The 18,567-nt window shown below is 55.3% G+C and carries 10 protein-coding genes; 6 read left to right on the forward strand and 4 right to left on the reverse strand.

The window, feature by feature from the left end:
* Window positions 1-3: 3 nt before the first annotated feature.
* The 3 genes from H0248_RS09745 to H0248_RS09755 are packed head-to-tail and all read right to left on the reverse strand — an operon-like array spanning window position 4 to window position 9,674.
* Entirely contained in the window at window positions 4-7,377 is a 7,374-nt protein-coding gene (locus H0248_RS09745; RefSeq protein WP_308415660.1) for a hemagglutinin repeat-containing protein, read from the reverse strand.
* A gap of 27 nt (window positions 7,378-7,404) precedes the next feature.
* The gene (locus H0248_RS09750) at window positions 7,405-7,920 is read right to left on the reverse strand and encodes a toxin-activating lysine-acyltransferase (protein WP_039509636.1); all 516 of its coding nucleotides are present in this window, start codon (window positions 7,918-7,920) and stop codon (window positions 7,405-7,407) included.
* An 11-nt stretch (window positions 7,921-7,931) separates the two neighbouring features.
* Window positions 7,932-9,674, reverse strand: coding sequence for a ShlB/FhaC/HecB family hemolysin secretion/activation protein (locus H0248_RS09755; protein WP_039509633.1), 1,743 nt, complete (start codon window positions 9,672-9,674; stop codon window positions 7,932-7,934).
* Between the two features lie 294 nt (window positions 9,675-9,968).
* Here H0248_RS09755 and H0248_RS09760 point away from each other — a divergent pair, with 294 nt between their 5' ends.
* The 6 genes from H0248_RS09760 (at window position 9,969) to H0248_RS09785 (ending at window position 17,953) form a co-directional block, all read left to right on the forward strand.
* Window positions 9,969-11,366: a YcjX family GTP-binding protein gene (locus H0248_RS09760; protein WP_039509632.1), complete on the forward strand. Its 1,398-nt coding sequence runs from the start codon at window positions 9,969-9,971 to the stop codon at window positions 11,364-11,366.
* Window positions 11,363-12,406 (forward strand): YcjF family protein, encoded by a 1,044-nt coding sequence (locus H0248_RS09765; protein ID WP_180785788.1) that lies wholly within the window; start codon window positions 11,363-11,365, stop codon window positions 12,404-12,406. The genes H0248_RS09760 and H0248_RS09765 overlap by 4 nt, the downstream gene beginning before the upstream one ends.
* A gap of 188 nt (window positions 12,407-12,594) precedes the next feature.
* A complete protein-coding gene (locus tag H0248_RS09770) occupies window positions 12,595-12,774 on the forward strand; it encodes a hypothetical protein (RefSeq protein ID WP_240346043.1) in 180 nt (59 codons plus the stop codon).
* Between the two features lie 136 nt (window positions 12,775-12,910).
* Window positions 12,911-14,479 (forward strand): transcriptional regulator TyrR, encoded by a 1,569-nt coding sequence (gene tyrR, locus H0248_RS09775; RefSeq protein ID WP_180785789.1) that lies wholly within the window; start codon window positions 12,911-12,913, stop codon window positions 14,477-14,479.
* 52 nt (window positions 14,480-14,531) lie between these two features.
* Window positions 14,532-16,649, forward strand: coding sequence for a RecQ family ATP-dependent DNA helicase (locus tag H0248_RS09780; protein WP_180785790.1), 2,118 nt, complete (start codon window positions 14,532-14,534; stop codon window positions 16,647-16,649).
* Window positions 16,646-17,953, forward strand: coding sequence for a DNA-processing protein DprA (locus H0248_RS09785; protein WP_180785791.1), 1,308 nt, complete (start codon window positions 16,646-16,648; stop codon window positions 17,951-17,953). The genes H0248_RS09780 and H0248_RS09785 overlap by 4 nt, the downstream gene beginning before the upstream one ends.
* A 62-nt stretch (window positions 17,954-18,015) precedes the next feature.
* Here the strand turns inward: H0248_RS09785 and tpx are convergent, their stop codons facing one another.
* Window positions 18,016-18,519, reverse strand: a complete 504-nt coding sequence (gene tpx / locus H0248_RS09790) for a thiol peroxidase (protein ID WP_014915685.1) — start codon at window positions 18,517-18,519, stop codon at window positions 18,016-18,018.
* Window positions 18,520-18,567 lie beyond the last annotated feature (48 nt).

Here is an 18,567-nt window from a genome sequence, read left to right on the forward strand (position 1 = left end):
TGCTTATTTTCCTTGTTGATCCTGCGGCTTCTTATCAATCGCTTTCTGGATTATCGTCCCTGTACCTTCAGAAACAGCGGCTCCAAAAGTACTCCCCAGCATGTCCGCTGCAGGTTTCGGCAATTTTGTACCCGCTGCGCCACTGATAATAGTCGAGGTAGTGGCACCGGCAACGTTACCGACTCCAGCGCCGGTAACAGCCCCAGTAGAATCTTTATCACCCTTAATTTTACTACCAACATAGGCTCCGCTCATCCCCCAAGCTTGGGTTGCCAAGAAACTCTTTCCTGTGGTGACGGCGCTGACGCCTGTAGCAATTAAAGCGTCAGTGTAACTTATGCTTTCACCCGGTTTCATGGTGATTACCTGGTTATTGATATTGGCTGCGCCACCGATGAGTCCATTGACGGTGATCGCTCCACCCGTCACTGTACTCCCTCCACCGAGTGTCAGGGCATTAACCATAAAGAAGCCCCAGGCTTGCAGTAATCCTCTTACCGGATCCTGATTCTCGGAAAGGGTGCCTCTGTTGTAGATGCGTAATGATTCACTGACCTGCTCAGGCGTTTTGCCATGCTCAATCTCATATTTGGCGAGTGACACCGCACCAGAACCCCAGGACATCATGCCAGGGCTTAACAGATCATTGTTGTCCACCGCATTTTTACTGGAATCATGCGCAGTGACAGCGCCAGCAGAAGTATCCGTGCTGAGTCCGCCAGCAAGAGCCCCTGCCAGCGATGCCAGATTGCTAATCTTAGTACGTTGTTCTGGTTTGAGATCTTCCGTTTTAACACCAGGGTATAAATATTCACGAATAGCACGTGCAGCGAGTTCTCCACTCGCCGCGCCGATGGCGCCTGCAGCAGCATTTGTTCCCGACAATTCAGCCACAACACCACCTAATACAGCATGCCCAATAGCATTTGCTGCAATTTGACCGGCCGTCGGGTCTTCATCAAAGCCTACTGTCATGCCTTTTACTACTCCAGCCATATAAGGCGCAGCTCCGGCGGCCAGCGCTTTCGCTGGGTCGCCACCAGCCAGAGCCGTAATTGCAGCAGCAGCAGCGCGAACTCCGCGGTCAAGATCGCCTCCAGCCTTATACTGGTCACTCACGCTTTTATAAGCGTCTGTATTTTTGACACGATTCCAGTAAACATCACGCTTTTCTTTACCATCCCACTCACCAGCTTCTTCAATGCCGGCACTGTTAGCCATAATTTCACCCTGCTTGAGAGTAATATCGACGGCCTGATTCGCGATATCGCTAATCAACCGCAATTGGCTCAGACGCTGCTGTTCCTTCGCTTTATCGAAGATTGGGCTGATACTTTGATTCGCATGCTCGACATCGCGGCTCAGCTCGCTGACATCCTGCTGCTGGTTCGCCTGGTCACGGATAATCAGCGATCCCGGCGAAACGGCGGCATAGGTGGTGCCGGAGGCATTCCCATCGCTGCCACCCGCTCCCAGACCATTAGCCGCCAGATTCTGTACGGCATTTTTCAGCAGATCCTGCGCGCCCAGACCGCCAGTGCTGATACCGACACTGCTGTGCGATACTTCAAATTCTGCACGGTTGTCGATATTGCTGAAGCCCAGCGTGCCGGTATCGAGACGGTTTTTATCTTCGCTGGCGGTGCTACCAATCACTGCGCCATCCAACTGGGTGTGATTGCCGACGGTGATATCGAAGCCGCCGTCACCGGCGAAGATACCGGTCTGCTCCTGCACGCTGTTATAGGTGCTGTGGATCTTATCTTTCGCCACGCTGGCGCTGACGCTACCGGTCATGCTGCCAAAGGTAAAGCTGGCGCCTGCCGAGCTGTTCTTCTGCTTCGAGTCATAGTTATTGACGTCCTGCTCACTCTGCAGCGTCAGGTCACGTCCGACATTCGCTACCACCTGCGCGGCACTCAGCTGTGCGCCGCGCAGGGTGGTGTCACGTCCGCTGTTAACCGTCAGCTTATTCCCTGCATCGATCGTGGTTTCGGTGTGGGTCAGGCCCTCGCCATTTTCGTTGCCGGAACCTTTACTGGCGTTAGCAAATACGCTGATCCCCGCGCCGCCTTGGCCAGCGCCGATGCTGACGCCCACGCCGCCGCCGCTGCTGCTGTTCTTGCCGGTCTGCAGTTGGGTATTCTGCGCCGACAGCAGGTTGATATCGCGGTTCGCCGACAGCAGCACATCGTTGCCCGCTTTCAGCTGGCTGCCGCCGATGGTCAGATCGCCATCTGCGCCATTTTCTGAACCGGTCGCCACCAGATTGATATTGTTGCCCGCCTGCACGGTACTGCCGGAAGCGTTAACCGCTTCGCTGTGGCTCTCGCTCTTCGACTTTGAGGTGCTCAGCGACAGGCTGACGCCAATGGCATTCTGATCCGCGGTATTCTGCGAAGCCAGTACCGCGGCCTGAGCGGCCTGTACGCCTGCCAGACCGGATTTCAGCTTTTGCAGTGACGCCATACGGCCATCCTGCTGCTCATCGGCGGCTTTCGCGCTGGTGTAAGCGGCATTAATCGCGCTGCCGATCGCGCCGGACAGCGCCAGCGTCAGACCCGTCTGTTTACGCTCATAGGTGGTGTCGGTGGTGCTCTGATTATTCGCGGCATCAATGGTGATAGTGTTCGCCACCATATTGATGTCGTTACCGGCGATCACATCGGAGCCCTGCACGGCGATATTATTGCCCGCCACCAGACTGGTATCGCCATTGACGCTGCCCAGCGTGCTGTTGTTGTGGGTCAGCGCCGCAGTATCGGAGGTCGAACTCTCTTTGATTGAACCGACAAAGAAGCCAATGCCGCCGCTGCTCATCAGGCCCGACTTGGTGGTTTTCTTCATCGACCAGCTGTCGCGGCTTTCTTCTGCCGCCGTGACGTTGAGGTCGTTACCGGTACGCAGTGCCAGATCCCGATCAGCCGCCACATCGCTGCCGGTGATATTCAGATTGTTACCCGCGCTGATGGAGATATTTTCCCCGCCCAGACTGCTGCCATTTGCCAGCGTGGCATCGTAACCGGCGCGGGTGGTAGTGGTGCGTTTCGACAGGAAGCCGGAACCTTTCACCTTGGAATTCATATCCAGATATTCCTGGCTGCTGGCGCTGCCGAGGTTGATATCATTGGTGGCGGTCAGCGCAAGCTGCCGATCGGCATTCAGCTTCGCCGCCTGGGTGTTAATATTATTGCCGGCATTCAGCGAGATATTGCCGTCGCTGGTAACTTCACTGCCTTGTACCTGAGTCAGCGTCTGCGTGACGTGGTTATCTTTATCCCACACGACTTTGTCGCGGCTGCCGGTGGTGACGGTGGTCATAGTGATATCGCGGTTAGCAGCGATCTGCGTCTGGCTGTTTTCACCGGAGCTGACCACCTGTGCGGCCTGCAGATTGACATCACGGCCTGCCTGCAGCAGCAGTTTGCCATCGTCACCCTGCACATACATGCCTGCCACGCGGTCGATATTGTCGCGGCTGAAGCGGTTACTGCCGTTCTGACTTTCCGCGTGGTTGGTCTCGCTGGCAACGGTGATATCGCGTCCGGCTTGCGCCAGCAGGGTATCGGTGGCACGTATTGTACCGCCGGTGTTAGTGAGATCGTTGGTCGCCTGCAGCGACACGGATTTACCCGCAATGATGCCGCCGACGTTAACGATATCGTCGCCGGAAACGCTGACCAGCTGTGTGGCGCTGATGCGTCCGCTGTTCAGCATGCCTCCGCTGACGCCAATGCTGACGTTCTTACCGGCCAGCAGCGCACCGCTGCCGTCCATATCGCTTTGCTGCACCTGTGCATACACCTGCGGTACCAGCACGTTCTGGGTGGTGCCATCCGGCATCTTCACATCCTGCGCCACCAGCCACACCATATCCTGAGTGATCTGCTTCATCTGTTCGGCGGTGAGCGCCACGCCCGGCACCAGATTGAATTGCTTCGCGAAGCTGACGCCCGCTTCCATCAGGCCCTTATACTGCTCTTCATCGCTGGTGTAGTCGGCGAGATAGCGCTGGCCGACCAGCTCAACGATCTGCTCGCGCACCAGACGTTGCTCATAGAAACCATCGCCGAGGCGTTTTTGCGTGATCGACGGGTCGGTCTGCAACTGGCGCAGCATATAGTCGGAGCTCAGCCAGGTTCTCTGATTGGTGAAGCGCGGATCGGTTTCGATCAGATAGCTGCTTGTGGCATCTGGCAGGGTGGTGAACAGGCTGCCGGTTGGCAGGGAAGCATCCGGTGTCATCGAACGAATCACATCGGTGTTCTGTCCGGCCACGTCCACGCGCTGTGCGGCATACTCAGCCAGCGATGGTGCGCTGCTGGTCGCCTGGGTATTCTCCTTCATCACGGTCGGGCTGAGGCTGATGGACTGAATTTCCGTTGGCGGTGTATAGGCCGAAGCGCGTGCTTTCTGGCTGTCTTTGCCTTTTTTATGGATACGATCCCATTCGATGACCTGACCGACTTTCTCCGTCAGTTTCTGGCCAGTGACTTCGGTATTCACCAGTTCCTTCACCGCCGTCAGCAGGGTGCCACCGGCAATAATCTGGCTCTTGTCGTTCAGCAGCTTATCGCCGGAGAGCGAAATCTGACCGCCTGCGATGATTTTCGCTGGGTCGCTCTGGGCGATCTGCTCTTCGCGAATGGTCTCGGTATAGCTGTACTGATAGTAATGGTCGCGACCACACACCACGCCTTCGATACAGATATGGCGCACTTCATTTTTGTAGAAGCTGATGTTGTAGTCGTCAGGGCTGTAGTGGACGCCATTATTCAGGTCGACCACCATGTACTCATCTTTCTGCCGCTGCGACAACTGCACCATACTGGTGGCGAAGTTGTCATTGATATTGTTCAGCGCGGTGAAGCTCAGCGCCATATTGCCCACAGATTCGATAGTCGAGCTGTGGTTGTTAATTTCGCCTGCCTTGCCGGTCGCCAGCGTATCCGCATCCAGCGCGCCGCCGATGGCTATATCCCCATTGCTGTAGATCAGGGAGTGGTCGCGGTTATTCAGCGTACCGATGCCCAGATCCAGACGCTGGCGCGCCGCGATGGTAGCGCTGCTGTTATTTTCCGCCAGATTATTTAGCGTCGCTGCGCCGATCGCCAGGCCGTCGCCATAAATACGGCCGGTGCCGATATTATTCACGGTGCTGGCGTTGATGCGGGTCAGCACGCCGTCGATCAGGCCACGGTTGCTCAACGTATCGCTGGCGTTCAGCGTGGTCTGTTGGGAACTTAGTTCGCCAGTGGTCTGGTTGTCGATGTTGCTGGCCTGCACATTCAGCTTACCGCCTGCGCCAAGCAGTGCCGTGTTGATCAGGCTGTTATTGACGTTCAGCGTCAGATCGCCATTTGCCAGCGTTTTATTGTTGTTACTGAAGCCGTCCGCGAAGCTGAGATCCATATCGCCAAGCGACAGAATTTCACCGCTGCCATTAATCTCGCGACTGCGGAAGGTCAGTTGCTGACCCGCCACCAGACGGCCACCTTCATTGCTGATACGCAGATCGCTGCTGGTGGCTGCGGTGCGTGCGAGGGCGCTGCTGTTTTGCTGATCGAGCGTCAATTGCTTATTGGCGGAGATCTGTCCCTGATTGTTATTCAGCACCGGCGTGGCGATCGCCAGATCGTTGGCAGCGGCCAACGTACCGTTCTGGTTGTTCAGTTCACTGCTGGCCGCAACATTCAGCGAGCCGGAACCGGCCGCCATAATGGTGCCGCCCTGGTTATTCAGGCTGGCGCTCTGTACGCTGAATTTTTTGGCATTGGCGGCGATGCGGCCATTCTGGTTATCAATGCTGTCGCTGCTGAGTTGCAGATCGCTGTCGCCGCTCTGCAGCAACTGACCACCGCGGTTACTGATAACCGGGGTGCTGACCTGCAGCGCATTGGCGTTAATCACGCCGCGATCGTTGCTGAGTTTACCGGCGGCGGAGAGTTTCAAATCGCCGCTCGCCAGCAGTTGCGCGTCGTCGGTGATGATATCGCTGCTGCTGGTCAGCGTGGCGTGATGCGCGGCGGTATCGCTGCCGCTGAGATCAATCTGGCTGGCGCTGGCGTTCAGATTGCCACCGGCCAGCGCCTGACCCCGGCTGGTCAGTTTACCGTCGCTGGCGAGTGTCAGATTGCCGCTGTCGGCTAGGGTGCCATCGGTTTTCATCCCGGCGGCAATGGCCGCGCCTTTGCTGTTGCGGATGCTGGCACCGCGCACATGGGTATTGCCTTTGGCGGCGATAAGGCCGGTATTCGTCACCTCGCCGCTGGCGGTAGTGCTGTGATCGCGCTGGGCAAACAGGGTGCCACTGTTGTCAACTTTTTTACCGCCCAGCAGCAGATCCTGACCGGCATTGACCGTACCGCTGTTGACGATATCGCCATTGGCGTTAATGGTGATGTCACCCGCCTGACTGCCAAGCGTCCCTTTGTTGCTGACGCCGACCCCTTGCTCGGTCGCCACCAGACGGATTTTACCGGCATACATGCCGCCCAACTGGGCGACGTCGATCGCCAGCGTCGGTTTGACGTCGCTGCTGTCGCTGTCCGCCGCGCTGCTGGCTGTGGCCGTGCTGTTATCGGCGGCCACCTCGTTTTTACCGGTGGTGACGGTCACATCTTTTGCCCAGATACCGGCATTGACCTTCACGGTGCGGGCAATCAGGTCGGTGTAATCCTGACGGCTGCTGTCCATGCCAGCGCCTTCCACCACGATTTCACCCTTGCCCACGCGGTAACCACGCAGTTCACCATTGGCCATCTGCGGCGTGCCGGTGGTCAGCGTGGCACGGTTGGCGTTAATAAAGCCACAGCCGTCGCAGCTGATGCCCGCCGGGTTGGCTATGACTACCTGCGCCTTACGGCCTGCCACTTCGACATAGCCGTTCAGCTTGCTCGGGTCGCGCGAGTTGACCTCGTTAAGAATAATTTTGGCTTCGCCTTTCGCCAGCCATGGGTTACCCGCCACCCAGCCGCCCATCTGAGTCTGCACCTGTTTGTGCGAGTTATTGAGGATGGCGCCTTTGTTATCGACGTCAAACTGGGTGTATTTGTTATGCGAAACACCACCGGCACTCGGCGTCTGGATATTGACCTGCGGCATGCCGTTGGCGCTCTGCATCACATTCGGCTGCTGGCCGCCCGGGGCGCTCTTGTCGGCGACAATTCCGGCCGCCAGCGTCTGTGGCGCGAGCGTGACCAGACCGAGTGCGGTCATGGTCAGGAAGGCGGTAGGCTTCATGCGGCCAATCAGCTGGCTCAGCGTATGGCCGACGCCGTTGGCACCGCTTTTACCCTGGCCGCGGTTGATGTCGGAAACCACCATTAACAGGCCGCGAGCCTTGTTGAAAATGATGCGATAGAGGTTCTTATTCACGAAAAGTTATCCCTGCTAAAAGTGATGTTAAGCAACCAGCGGCGTGTTCTGCTGCCAGAGTCTGAATTGTTGTTGGGTGACGTCATCGCCACGGAATTGCAGTACCCGTTGCCCGCGTTCCGCCCCTTTGTGGTACAGCGCACGGCCGCATAAGTGGGGAAACAGCGTGCCGCCGACGATGCGACGAAATGCCAGCTGATCGCCGAAGGGCGCGACCCAGTCGCGGAACCACAGGCGGTTGCCGCTGGTCCAGTCCTGCGGTTGTACCAGGATGCCGGGGCCGGTGAGGTAGCGCTGTTCCGCTTCTTCGTCCATCCACGCCCAACTGAGGAAAAACAGGGGCTTGTCATCGCGGCTGGCAATAACAAACTGCTGATGTTTGATCGCGGGCAGCAGCAGCGTCGGCAGCACACTGAGCGGAATATCGCGGTGCTGTTCCGAATGCATCCACAGCCAGACCGCCGCGCCAAGCGCTTCCGCTTCGCTGAACTGACCGCCGAGCAGCGGGGCGGTTAACTGATAGCCATTAACAGGAATCTTCATCACGCGCCTCCTTAGTACTGCCAGCTCAGGTTGAAACCGAGGGTGACCGGGCTGGTGTGGAAACCTTCCGGTTTGGAGAACGGCACACCGACAAACAGGTCGTAGCCGGTGTTAAAGGCGTTACCGCGCAGACCAAGCACGCCGCCCGCCAGATGTTTTCCGGCGAGGTAATCACGCGTGCCGTCTACTTCGCCGTAGTCAGCGCCGAGATACAGTTCCTGATTAGGGAGCGGGGTGCGCCAGGCCAGATCGTTGCGCACGAACCAGCCGTTGTCGGCCGTCAGGGTGCGTTCACCATCAAAGCCGCGCACGGTCCAGCGGTTACCAATCGACAGCTGATCCTGTGGCGTCAGTTTGGTATGGTTGATCTGGCGCAGATACTGCACGTTGTAGCGGAAGGTCTGATTGCCCAGCGTAAACGGCATATCGAGTTGTGCATTCAACTGGATAATTTTCGCCAGCGCGGTGCCTTCATCGAAATACTCTTCCTGCGCCGGAATAGCGCCGAACCAGCGGGTGCCGCGCTGGTAGCTCACTGCGGCATCAAGGGTGGTAGCGCCGAAGTAGTGGCGATGCTGCAGACCCAGACGCCAGGCGCTGGTTTTACGCCGCTGCACATCCACTTCGGTATCGTTGACGAAGTTCTGCGATTCGCGCGTCAGAATTTCATAGCTCATTGAAGTTTTCTGACTGCCGCTGCGGTGCAGCACCCGGCTCAACTGGAAGTTAAGGTTTTTGCTGTTGCCGCTGTAGTTGTAGTCTTCATACGCGCCCGCCACATTCTGGTTGTAGTCGTAGCCGCTGGCGGTGACGCCCGCCATCCAGTAACCGAACGGTACGGAATAGTGCAGCATGTAGTTCTTGCTGCCTTTTTCGCTGCCGGATTCAAGGTCATGGTTGCCGGAAATGTAGAATAGGTCGCTGAGTGAGAAGGGATTATCGATATACAGCGTCAAGCCGCCCTGATAACGACCGGTGGTTTCGGTGCCAGAGTCATCGAGCGTCGCACCGAGACGCCACATTTTTTCCTGTTTCCAGGTGACGTCAATGTCGCTTTCACCGGGCTGTTCGCCCGGCACAATCGCCATCTCTGCCTGTACGGTGGGCACGCGCTGCAGGTTTTCCAGTCCCTGCTCAATGTCACGCAAATCCAGCAGTTCGCCTTCACGCGCCGGCAGGGCGCTCCAGAGGTTCACGTAGCGATCGCTCTCTTTGGTCAGTTTGATCTGGCGCGTTTTGCCCGGAATCAGGGTGATATGCAGGGTGCCGGTTTTCAGGTTTTGCGGCGGCGCCATGACGCGCGCGGTCACGTAGCCATGGTCGATCAAACGGTTTTGCAGTGCGCTCATCAGCAGGTTGACACCCTGAGCGCCCAGGCACTGACCTTTACCCTGATCGGCCAGCTGTTGCAGTGGGATACGCAGCCAGGAGGGGAAATCGTCTTTGCCGGTCAGTATGATGTGATACAGCGTAAAGCACTGTTGCTCCTGCGGGAATTGCAACTTAGTAAAGAATGAGGAAGGTGGTTGCAAACGCACATCAGGCGTTTGCGGCGCTAATTGCTGCTGCATCGCACGCTGGCGATCCTGCTGATTGATATTTAGCTGTTCATCCACCCGGTTCGGTGCGGCAAGAGGCGTAAGATTATTATCTGCCGCCCAACTGCTTGCTGAGGTGGTCAATAAAATAAATAGCGCAAGCGGGCTGAGACGCGCAGATTGATACCCGTCAGTGAATGACGCATTCCGTAGCATAATGAATTAACCTGAATTATTAATTGTTATTGGGACACCATTCGTTTCCAGAAACAATTGGTTACTTGGTACAATTTCAGGTTATATACGTTAACAATTTGTTGGCTAAGAGTTGTCTTATTGCTTGCTAAGAGTTGTCTTAAAAATATCGTTTCTTTACATTTTGGCGGTAAAAATACGGTATGAGATAGGTGAGCGGGGTTGAACTTATATCGGCGTGAGCGTGAGGCGTTTGTCTGACTTTATTATATTGATACGATATATCTCTCAACCAAAGGAGTAATGGTTCATTCGATGAGTCGACTACAGAACGAAATTAACTCTCTGGTCAATCGCGGCGTGGATCGCCACCTGCGGATTGCCGTCACTGGGTTGAGCCGCAGTGGCAAAACCGCGTTTATCACCGCGTTCGTCAATCAATTATTGAATACCCACAGCGGTGCGCATTTGCCGATGTTTTCTCCCGTGCGCGAAGAGCGTTTGCTGGGGGGGAAGCGTGTGCCGCAGCGCGATCTGGGCGTGCCGCGTTTTGCTTATGATGAAGGCATGGCCGCGCTGTATGGTTCGCCGCCGGCTTGGCCAACGCCGACGCGCGGCGTGAGTGAGATTCGTCTGGCGCTGCGCTATCGCTCTAAGGATTCCTTGCTGCGTCATTTCAAAGACACCTCGACGCTCTATCTGGAAATTGTCGATTACCCCGGCGAATGGCTGCTAGATCTGCCGCTGCTGGAGCAAACGTATTTGAGCTGGTCGCAGCAGATGAGTGGTTTGCTGCAAGGGGCGCGCACCGAGTGGGCCAAACCCTGGCTGGCGTTGTGTGAGAAAGTCGATCCGCTGGCCCCGGCGGATGAAAACCAGCTTGCCGAGGTGGCGCAGGCTTACACCGACTATCTGCATCGCTGCAAACAGGAAGGGCTGCACTTTATTCAACCGGGGCGATTTGTGCTGCCGGGCGATCTGGCTGGCGCGCCGGTGCTGCAATTCTTCCCCTGGCCGCAGGTGAATCAGATCGGTGAAGCTAAGCTGGCGCAGGCGGATGAAAAAACCAACATCGGCATGCTGCGCAAGCGTTTTGACTATTACTGTCAGTCGGTCGTCAAAGGATTTTATAAGGATCACTTTGTACGCTTCGACCGGCAGATTGTTCTGGTCGATTGCCTGCAACCGCTCAATAGCGGCATTCATGCGTTTAACGATATGCGGCTGGCGCTCACCCAACTGATGCAAAGTTTTCATTACGGGAAGCGCACGCTGTTCCGGCGTTTGTTCTCGCCCTGCATCGACAAACTGATGTTTGCGGCGAGTAAAGCGGATCACATTACCGCCGACCAGCACGCCAATCTGGTGTCGCTGCTTCAGCAACTGGTGCAGGAAGCGTGGCAGAACGCGGCGTTTGAAGGCATCGACATGCGCTGCGAAGGCATTGCGTCGATCCAGTCAACGCAGAGCGGGGTGGTCGATCATCAGGGACAGAAAATTCCGGCGCTGAAAGGGCATCGGCTCAGCGACGGCCAGCCGTTGACGGTCTACCCTGGTGAAGTGCCTGCGCGTTTACCGGGGGCGGCATTCTGGCAAACGCAGGGCTTCCATTTCGATCAATTTCGTCCGCGAGAAATGACGGTAGACACGCCGTTGCCACATATCCGGTTGGATACAGTCATGGACTTTCTGTTAAAGGATAAATTGCGATGAACGAGCCACTGAAACCCCGCGTCACGTTCGATGACGTTTCACCGCAAGAGCCACAGCCGCAACTACGTGCCGGGTTAGCATTTGACGAGCAGAGCTGCACACCATTTTCCCCGATCAGCCGTGAAGAAGAAGTACCGGAAGAAGGTGCGGCGGAAGAAGCGATTAGCGCGGCGCTGCGTCCTAAGCGCAGCCTGTGGCGGCGTATGGTGATGGCGGGAATTGGGCTGTTTGGTGTTAGCGCGCTGGCACAGGGCGTGCAGTCACTGCATAACGCCTGGGTACAGCATGACTGGATCGCGCTGGGCGGCATTACCGCAGGCAGCCTGATTGTGGCAGCGGGCGTCGGTTCGCTGGCTGTCGAGTGGCGACGCCTCTACCGCTTGCGGGAACGGGCGGAAGAGCGCGACGTGGCTCGCGAGCTGTTACATAGCCACGGCGTGGGGCGCGGGCGCGAATTCTGTGAAAAGTTGGCACGTCAGGCAGGGCTGGATAGCGGCCATCCGGCGATACAGCGCTGGCAGGCTTCGCTCCATGAAACCCACAATGACCGCGAAGTGCTGGAGCTTTATGCGCGTCTGGTTCAGCCCGTCCTGGACACGCAGGCGCGGCGTGAAATCAGCCGATCGGCGGCGGAATCCACCTTGATGATTGCCGTCAGCCCGCTGGCGCTGGTGGATATGGCCTTTATCGCCTGGCGCAACCTGCGCCTGATTAACCGTATTGCCGCGCTGTACGGCATCGAACTCGGCTATTTCAGCCGCATTCGCCTGTTTCGGCTGGTGCTGGTCAATATCGCGTTTGCTGGCGCATCGGAGCTGGTGCGGGAAATTGGCATGGATTGGATGTCACAGGATCTGGCCGCACGTCTATCAACTCGTGCTGCGCAGGGTATTGGTGCTGGGCTGCTGACCGCGCGCTTGGGTATCAAAGCGATGGAACTGTGCCGCCCGTTGCCGTGGCTGGATGACAAACCACGCCTCGGCGATTTCCGCCGCGAACTGATTGGTCAGATAAAAGAAACGCTGCAAAAAGGGCGTTAGAGCTGAAAACGATGGTACAGGCAGTGTGCCATCGTTGTTTTATCGTGGCTTAACATCGCCAGCAAAGGCTTTCATATCATTGCCGGTGAAGCGCCTATGCGGTCAGAAGTGAGATCGATTCCCCGCTGAGTCACTGGGCGGTTGCGACGACAACCGCAGCGCGCGGCATCGCACCAGATAAGAATCGTATGATGGGCGGGACGTTACCGATGAGCGGCGCGGTCAGCGTATTGAAAGTGCCTTACGTCATCGTTCCTCTGGTGAATGCCGACAATAATCAGCATAGTTTTGATGAGAATTTGCGCCTCGGTAACTATCTGGAAGGTATTCGAACCATTGTGGCGATGGCCACGACGCCGCTGTCTTAACCCCGTTTCGTCATTGACGTGGAAAAAACGTACAGATGTGTCAACTTTTGCTGCCACCTTACTTCATCCGGTGCAAACGAAAGGGTATTATCAGTAGTAATAGCCCTATCGTGTCTCTTGAAGAAGGTAGCCGTTGATGCATCTGGAAGTGATTTGTGAAGACCGTATTGGTATGGTCCGTGAACTGTTAGATCTACTTGCGTCACGCAATATTGATTTACGCGGCATTGAAATTGCGTCTATTGGTCGTATCTACCTCAATTTTGCCACCCTCGATTTTGATGATTTCCGTCTGCTGATGACGGAAATCCGCCGTATTGACAGCGTCAGCGATGTGCGTACCGTGGCGTTCATGCCGTCTGAGCGCGAGCATCGGGCGTTGAATGCGCTGTTGGAATCGATGCCTGAACCCGTATTCTCGCTGGATATGAAAGGAAAGCTGGAGCTGTTTAACCCCGCGGCGCTGGCGCTGTTTGAACAATCGGCAGAGACCATCAGCGACGTGACGATTGGCAGCATGATCCCCGGTTTCAATTTCGCCAGTTGGCTGGAGAAGAGCAGCGCCGTCGTGGCGGAGCGTGCGGTGATTCGCGGTCAGGATTTCCTGCTGGAAATGACGCCCGTCCGTCTGGAAGATGATGCCGGTAAAGTGGCAACGGCGGGCGCGCTGGTGATGCTGAAATCGGCCGCTCGCATGGGTCGCCAGTTACAGAACCTCGCCGTGAATGATGAAAATGAGTTCGATCATATCGTGGCTGTTAGCCCGAAAATGCGTCAGGTGGTGGAGCAGGCGCGCAAATTAGCGATGCTGGACGCGCCATTGCTGATCGTGGGCGATACAGGGACGGGTAAGGATATGCTGGCGCGTGCCTGCCACCTGCGCGGGCCGCGCGGCAAGAACCCTTTCCTGGCGCTGAACTGTGCGGCCTTACCCGATGATGTGATGGAGAGCGAGCTGTTCGGCCATGCGCCCGGCGCGTATCTCAACGCGCAGGAAGGCAAAAAAGGTTTCTTCGAACAGGCAAACGGCGGTTCGGTTCTGCTGGATGAAGTCGGTGAAATGTCGGCGCAGATGCAGACCAAATTGCTGCGTTTCCTGAATGACGGGACATTCCGCCGCGTCGGTGAAGATCATGAAGTCCATGTCGACGTGCGGGTGATTTGCGCGACTAAGAAAAACCTGTTGGAGCTGGTGCAGCGCGGTGAGTTCCGGGAGGATCTTTATTATCGCCTCAATGTACTCTCGCTGACGTTACCGCCGCTGCGTGAGCGCCCAGCGGATATTATGCCGCTGGCCGAGCTTTTTGTGGCGCGCTTTGCCGACGAACAGGGGATTCCTCGCCCTAAACTGGCCGCAGATGTGGAGCATTTCTTGCCGCAGTATGGCTGGCCGGGTAACGTTAGGCAGTTGCGAAATACTATTTATCGCGCACTGACGCAGTTGGAAGGCAACGAACTGCATATGCAGGACATCGATCTCCCAGCGTTTTCGATTGATGCGCCGCAAGATGAAACCTTGCTTGATGGTTCGCTGGATGACATCAACAAACGTTTCGAGCGTTCCGTGCTGACCCGCCTTTATCAATCTTATCCAAGCACACGCAAACTGGCGAAACGGTTAGGCGTATCGCACACGGCGATAGCCAACAAACTGCGGGAATATGGACTCAGCCAACGCAAATCGGCTGGGGATGACGAGGAATAACAGTAGCGTTTGGTCTACGCATTGTAGGGAATAATTAATCAAAGGAGTGATTATGGATCAAGAACAGGCTCGACAACTGCTACAGACGGCATTGGCTAACCCCGCCGCACAGTTTCGTGACGGGCAGTGGGAAGCGATTGACGCGCTGGTTAACCGCCAGCAGAAATTACTGGTAGTACAGCGTACTGGCTGGGGAAAGAGTTCGGTCTATTTCATCAGTACGAAAATTTTCCGCGATCGCGGCATGGGGCCCACTATCATTGTGTCGCCTCTGTTGGCGCTGATGCGTAACCAGATAGATTCTGCCGGGCGATTAGGGATTGTGGCGGAAACGCTGAATTCTACTAACAAGAGTGAATGGGAAAATGTCACACAGCGCGTGCTCCGGAATCAAGTGGATTGCTTGCTGATCTCTCCAGAGCGTCTGGCGAATGATTCATTCGTTGAAACGGTATTGCAGCCTATTGCCGACCATATTGCCCTGATGGTGATTGACGAGGCACACTGTATTTCGGATTGGGGGCATGACTTTCGACCGGACTATCGGCGCATTGTGAATATTCTTCGCCAACTGCCGGCTAATACCCCCGTACTGGGTACGACAGCCACGGCCAATAATCGCGTGGTTGAGGATATTCAGGCTCAACTAGGTAATATTCGCATTCAGCGTGGTTCACTCATTCGTGAAAGCTTGTCGTTACAGACGATGAGATTACCCGACCAATCATCGCGTCTTGCATGGCTGGTACAGGCGATTCCAACCCTACAAGGGACCGGAATTGTTTATGTACTGACGCAGCGCGATGCGGAGATGGTTTCTCGCTGGCTCAATCAATCGGGTATCGTCGCACGGCCTTATTACAGCGGTGTAACGCATGACGATTTTATGACGTCGGCAGGAAAAGCTGATTCAGATGGGTATCGCCAACACCTTGAATCATTGCTGCTTAATAACCAGATTAAGGTGCTCGTGGCGACGACGGCGCTCGGCATGGGATACGATAAACCCGATCTAGGTTTTGTGATTCATTATCAGATGCCAGGATCGATTGTTGCGTATTACCAGCAGGTGGGGCGTGCCGGACGCGGTATCGAGCGAGCTGTCGGTATCCTGATGTCTGGCGTTGAAGATAGAGAGATTCACGAATTTTTCAGGGGATCGGCTTTTCCTGCGGAGACGCAAGTGACTGAGATTTTGCAGGCGCTCGCAAATGCGGATGGTCTGACATTGCGAGAAATTGAAGAACAAACCAACCTGCGTTATGGGCAGATCGAGAAAGTGTTGAAATTTCTCAGCGTCGATAGCCCCGCACCCGTGATAAAAATTGACCAGAAATGGCGTAGGACGCCTATCCCTTATGCGATGGATCGTAGTCGCATTGCTCATCTGACTGGGCAACGAGAACGGGAATGGCAGGAGATGCAGGCTTATCTGGCAGAGACGAGTTGCAAGATGACATTTTTGCGTCACGCACTGGATGACCGAGATACGACGCCGTGTGGTCAGTGTACTTCCTGCCTTGGACGTCCGGTGATCGCTATTCCGCTTAAGGCTGAGCTTATTCATCGGGCAGGAATGTTTCTCAAACAGGCTGAAACTGTTATTCGACCAAACATACAGGTCGCCGCTAATGCTTTTATTAAATACAGTTTCCGTGGAAATCTGGCGCAAAACTTACGTACTCAAGAAGGGCGCGTCTTGTCCCGTTGGGGAGACGCAGGATGGGGACGGAAGGTGGCAGACAATAAATATGCAGGCCATTTTAGTGACGAATTGGTTGCTGCGATGGCGGAGATGATCCAACAACGCTGGCAGCCTGAACCCGCACCTGAATGGATCTGTTGTGTGCCTTCACGTAATCACCCTACATTGGTGCCTGATTTTGCTCAGCGCCTGGCTAAACGGTTGAACCTGCCGTTTGTGGATGCTATTCATAAAATACGGGATAACCAGCCACAGAAAGGTCAGCAAAATCGCTTCCACCAGTGCCGTAATCTGGATGGTGCGTTTGCCGTCATCTCCTCGATACCAAAAGGTGCTGTGTTGTTGATTGATGATATTGTTGATTCTGGCTGGACGTTGGCGGTGATTGCTGCCTTATTACAACAAGCGGGCAGTGGTTGTGTTTATCCGGCCGCGCTCGCGTCTGCTTCGGTGAGTGATGCATGAATTTATCTCCCATGGCACAAGCGACACTGCTTTTGACCTGTTATTTCAGCAAAGCAAGTGCTGACGATCTCAAACCACTCACTAATACGGAGTGGGGGCGCTTTGCAATGTGGTTAAAAGAAAAATCACTGAGCCCTGCGGATCTCCTTGTGCCTGACCCTGCGGCACTGCTCAGTGGTTGGCATGATTCACGGGTGAGCGTCGCTCGGATTGTGCAACTGTTGAACCGAGGGCATAGTTTGGCACTCGCGATTGAAAAGTGGCAAAGAGCGGGATTATGGGTCGTTACGCGTTCGGATTATGATTATCCCAAGCGTTTAAAGCAGCGGCTGAAAAGTGATTCTCCTCCCGTATTATTTGGCTGTGGTAATCGTGCGCTCTTAAATTCCAGAGGGCTGGCTGTGGTCGGTTCGCGCAATGCTAATGACATGGATTTATCGTTTACGCATCAGGTTGGTATGCAAGCTGCCGCTGACGATATTGCCATTGTTTCTGGTGGAGCCAGAGGCGTGGATGAAACGGCGATGCTGGGTGCTATGAGTCAGGGGGGCGTTGTCATCGGCGTAATGGCCGATAGCTTGCTTAAAGCGAGTACGAGTACGAAATGGCGTAAAGGATTGATGGAAGGGCGAGCGGTGTTGGTGTCTCCTTTCTATCCTGAAGCGGGTTTCAGTACGGGCAATGCAATGGCGCGGAATAAATACATTTATTGTCTTGCCGAAAGTGCTTTAGTCGTTCACTCAGGTAAAAAGGGGGGGACGTTCAGCGGCGCCCAGGAAAACCTGAAGAAAGGCTGGGTACCGCTGTGGATAAAGCCAACAGACGAAGCGTCTGCTGGTAATGCGGAGTTGGTCGCCGCAGGTGGACGCTGGTGTGATATGGATTGGCGATCTCTGAATATTGCTAAATTACTCGATCAGGTTAGCCTTGTATCGACGTCCGTTGCCATGGGAGAACAAGGTAGCCTGTGTTTGCGCGAAGAGCCGCAAACGACACTACCCGAGCAGCCTGACTCGCAAAAAACATGTGCCGAAAATACTGCTGCGACGATTGAAGATAGCCTTACTACAGCAGAGGGAATCAATGTTATTAAGAGTGAATCCATTGATTTTTATACGTTGTTTTTACAGGAGCTCAATCGGCTGGCGGTAGAGGCAGTCAGTCTGGAGGAACTCATTAGCTTCACTGCGCTACACAAATCGCAGATTGCCGTTTGGTTACAGCGGGCTGTTGATGAGGGGGCTATTAAAAAACACAACCGACCGGTTCGTTATCAATGGATCGCTAATTCCCATCCTTCTTAAGTCAGGATAACAAAACGGCTGCTTGCGCAGCCGTTTTTTACGTAATTTCAGCGTAGCTTAGCTTATTTCAGAACAGCCAGTGCAGCATCATAGTCTGGTTCAGTGGTGATCTCGTTCACCAGTTCGCTGTGCAGCACGTTGTCGTTTTCATCCAGAACAACAACCGCACGAGCAGTCAGACCTTTCAGCGCGCCATCGGCGATAGCAACGCCATAGTTCTCTTTGAACTCACCGCCACGCAGGGTAGACAGCACAACAACGTTGTTCAGACCTTCCGCGCCGCAAAAACGGGACTGCGCGAACGGCAGATCGGAAGAGATACACAGAACAACGGTGTTATCCAGCTCGGAACCTAGTTGGTTGAATTTGCGCACGGACGTGGCACAAACACCGGTATCGATGCTTGGGAAAATGTTCAGGATTTTGCGTTTGCCAGCATAGTTGCTCAGCGGGGTATCGGACAGATCTTTAGCCACCAGAGTAAATGCCGGGGCTTTGCTTCCTTTGGCTGGGAATGACCCTGCTACTGGCACAGGATTGCCTTGAAAATGTACGTTCTGTGACATGTTTGCGTCCTTAATTACAGGTGATTAACACGCTGCTCAGTTTAGGGC

Source organism: Pectobacterium brasiliense (assembly GCF_013449685.1).
GTDB lineage: Bacteria > Pseudomonadota > Gammaproteobacteria > Enterobacterales > Enterobacteriaceae > Pectobacterium > Pectobacterium brasiliense_A.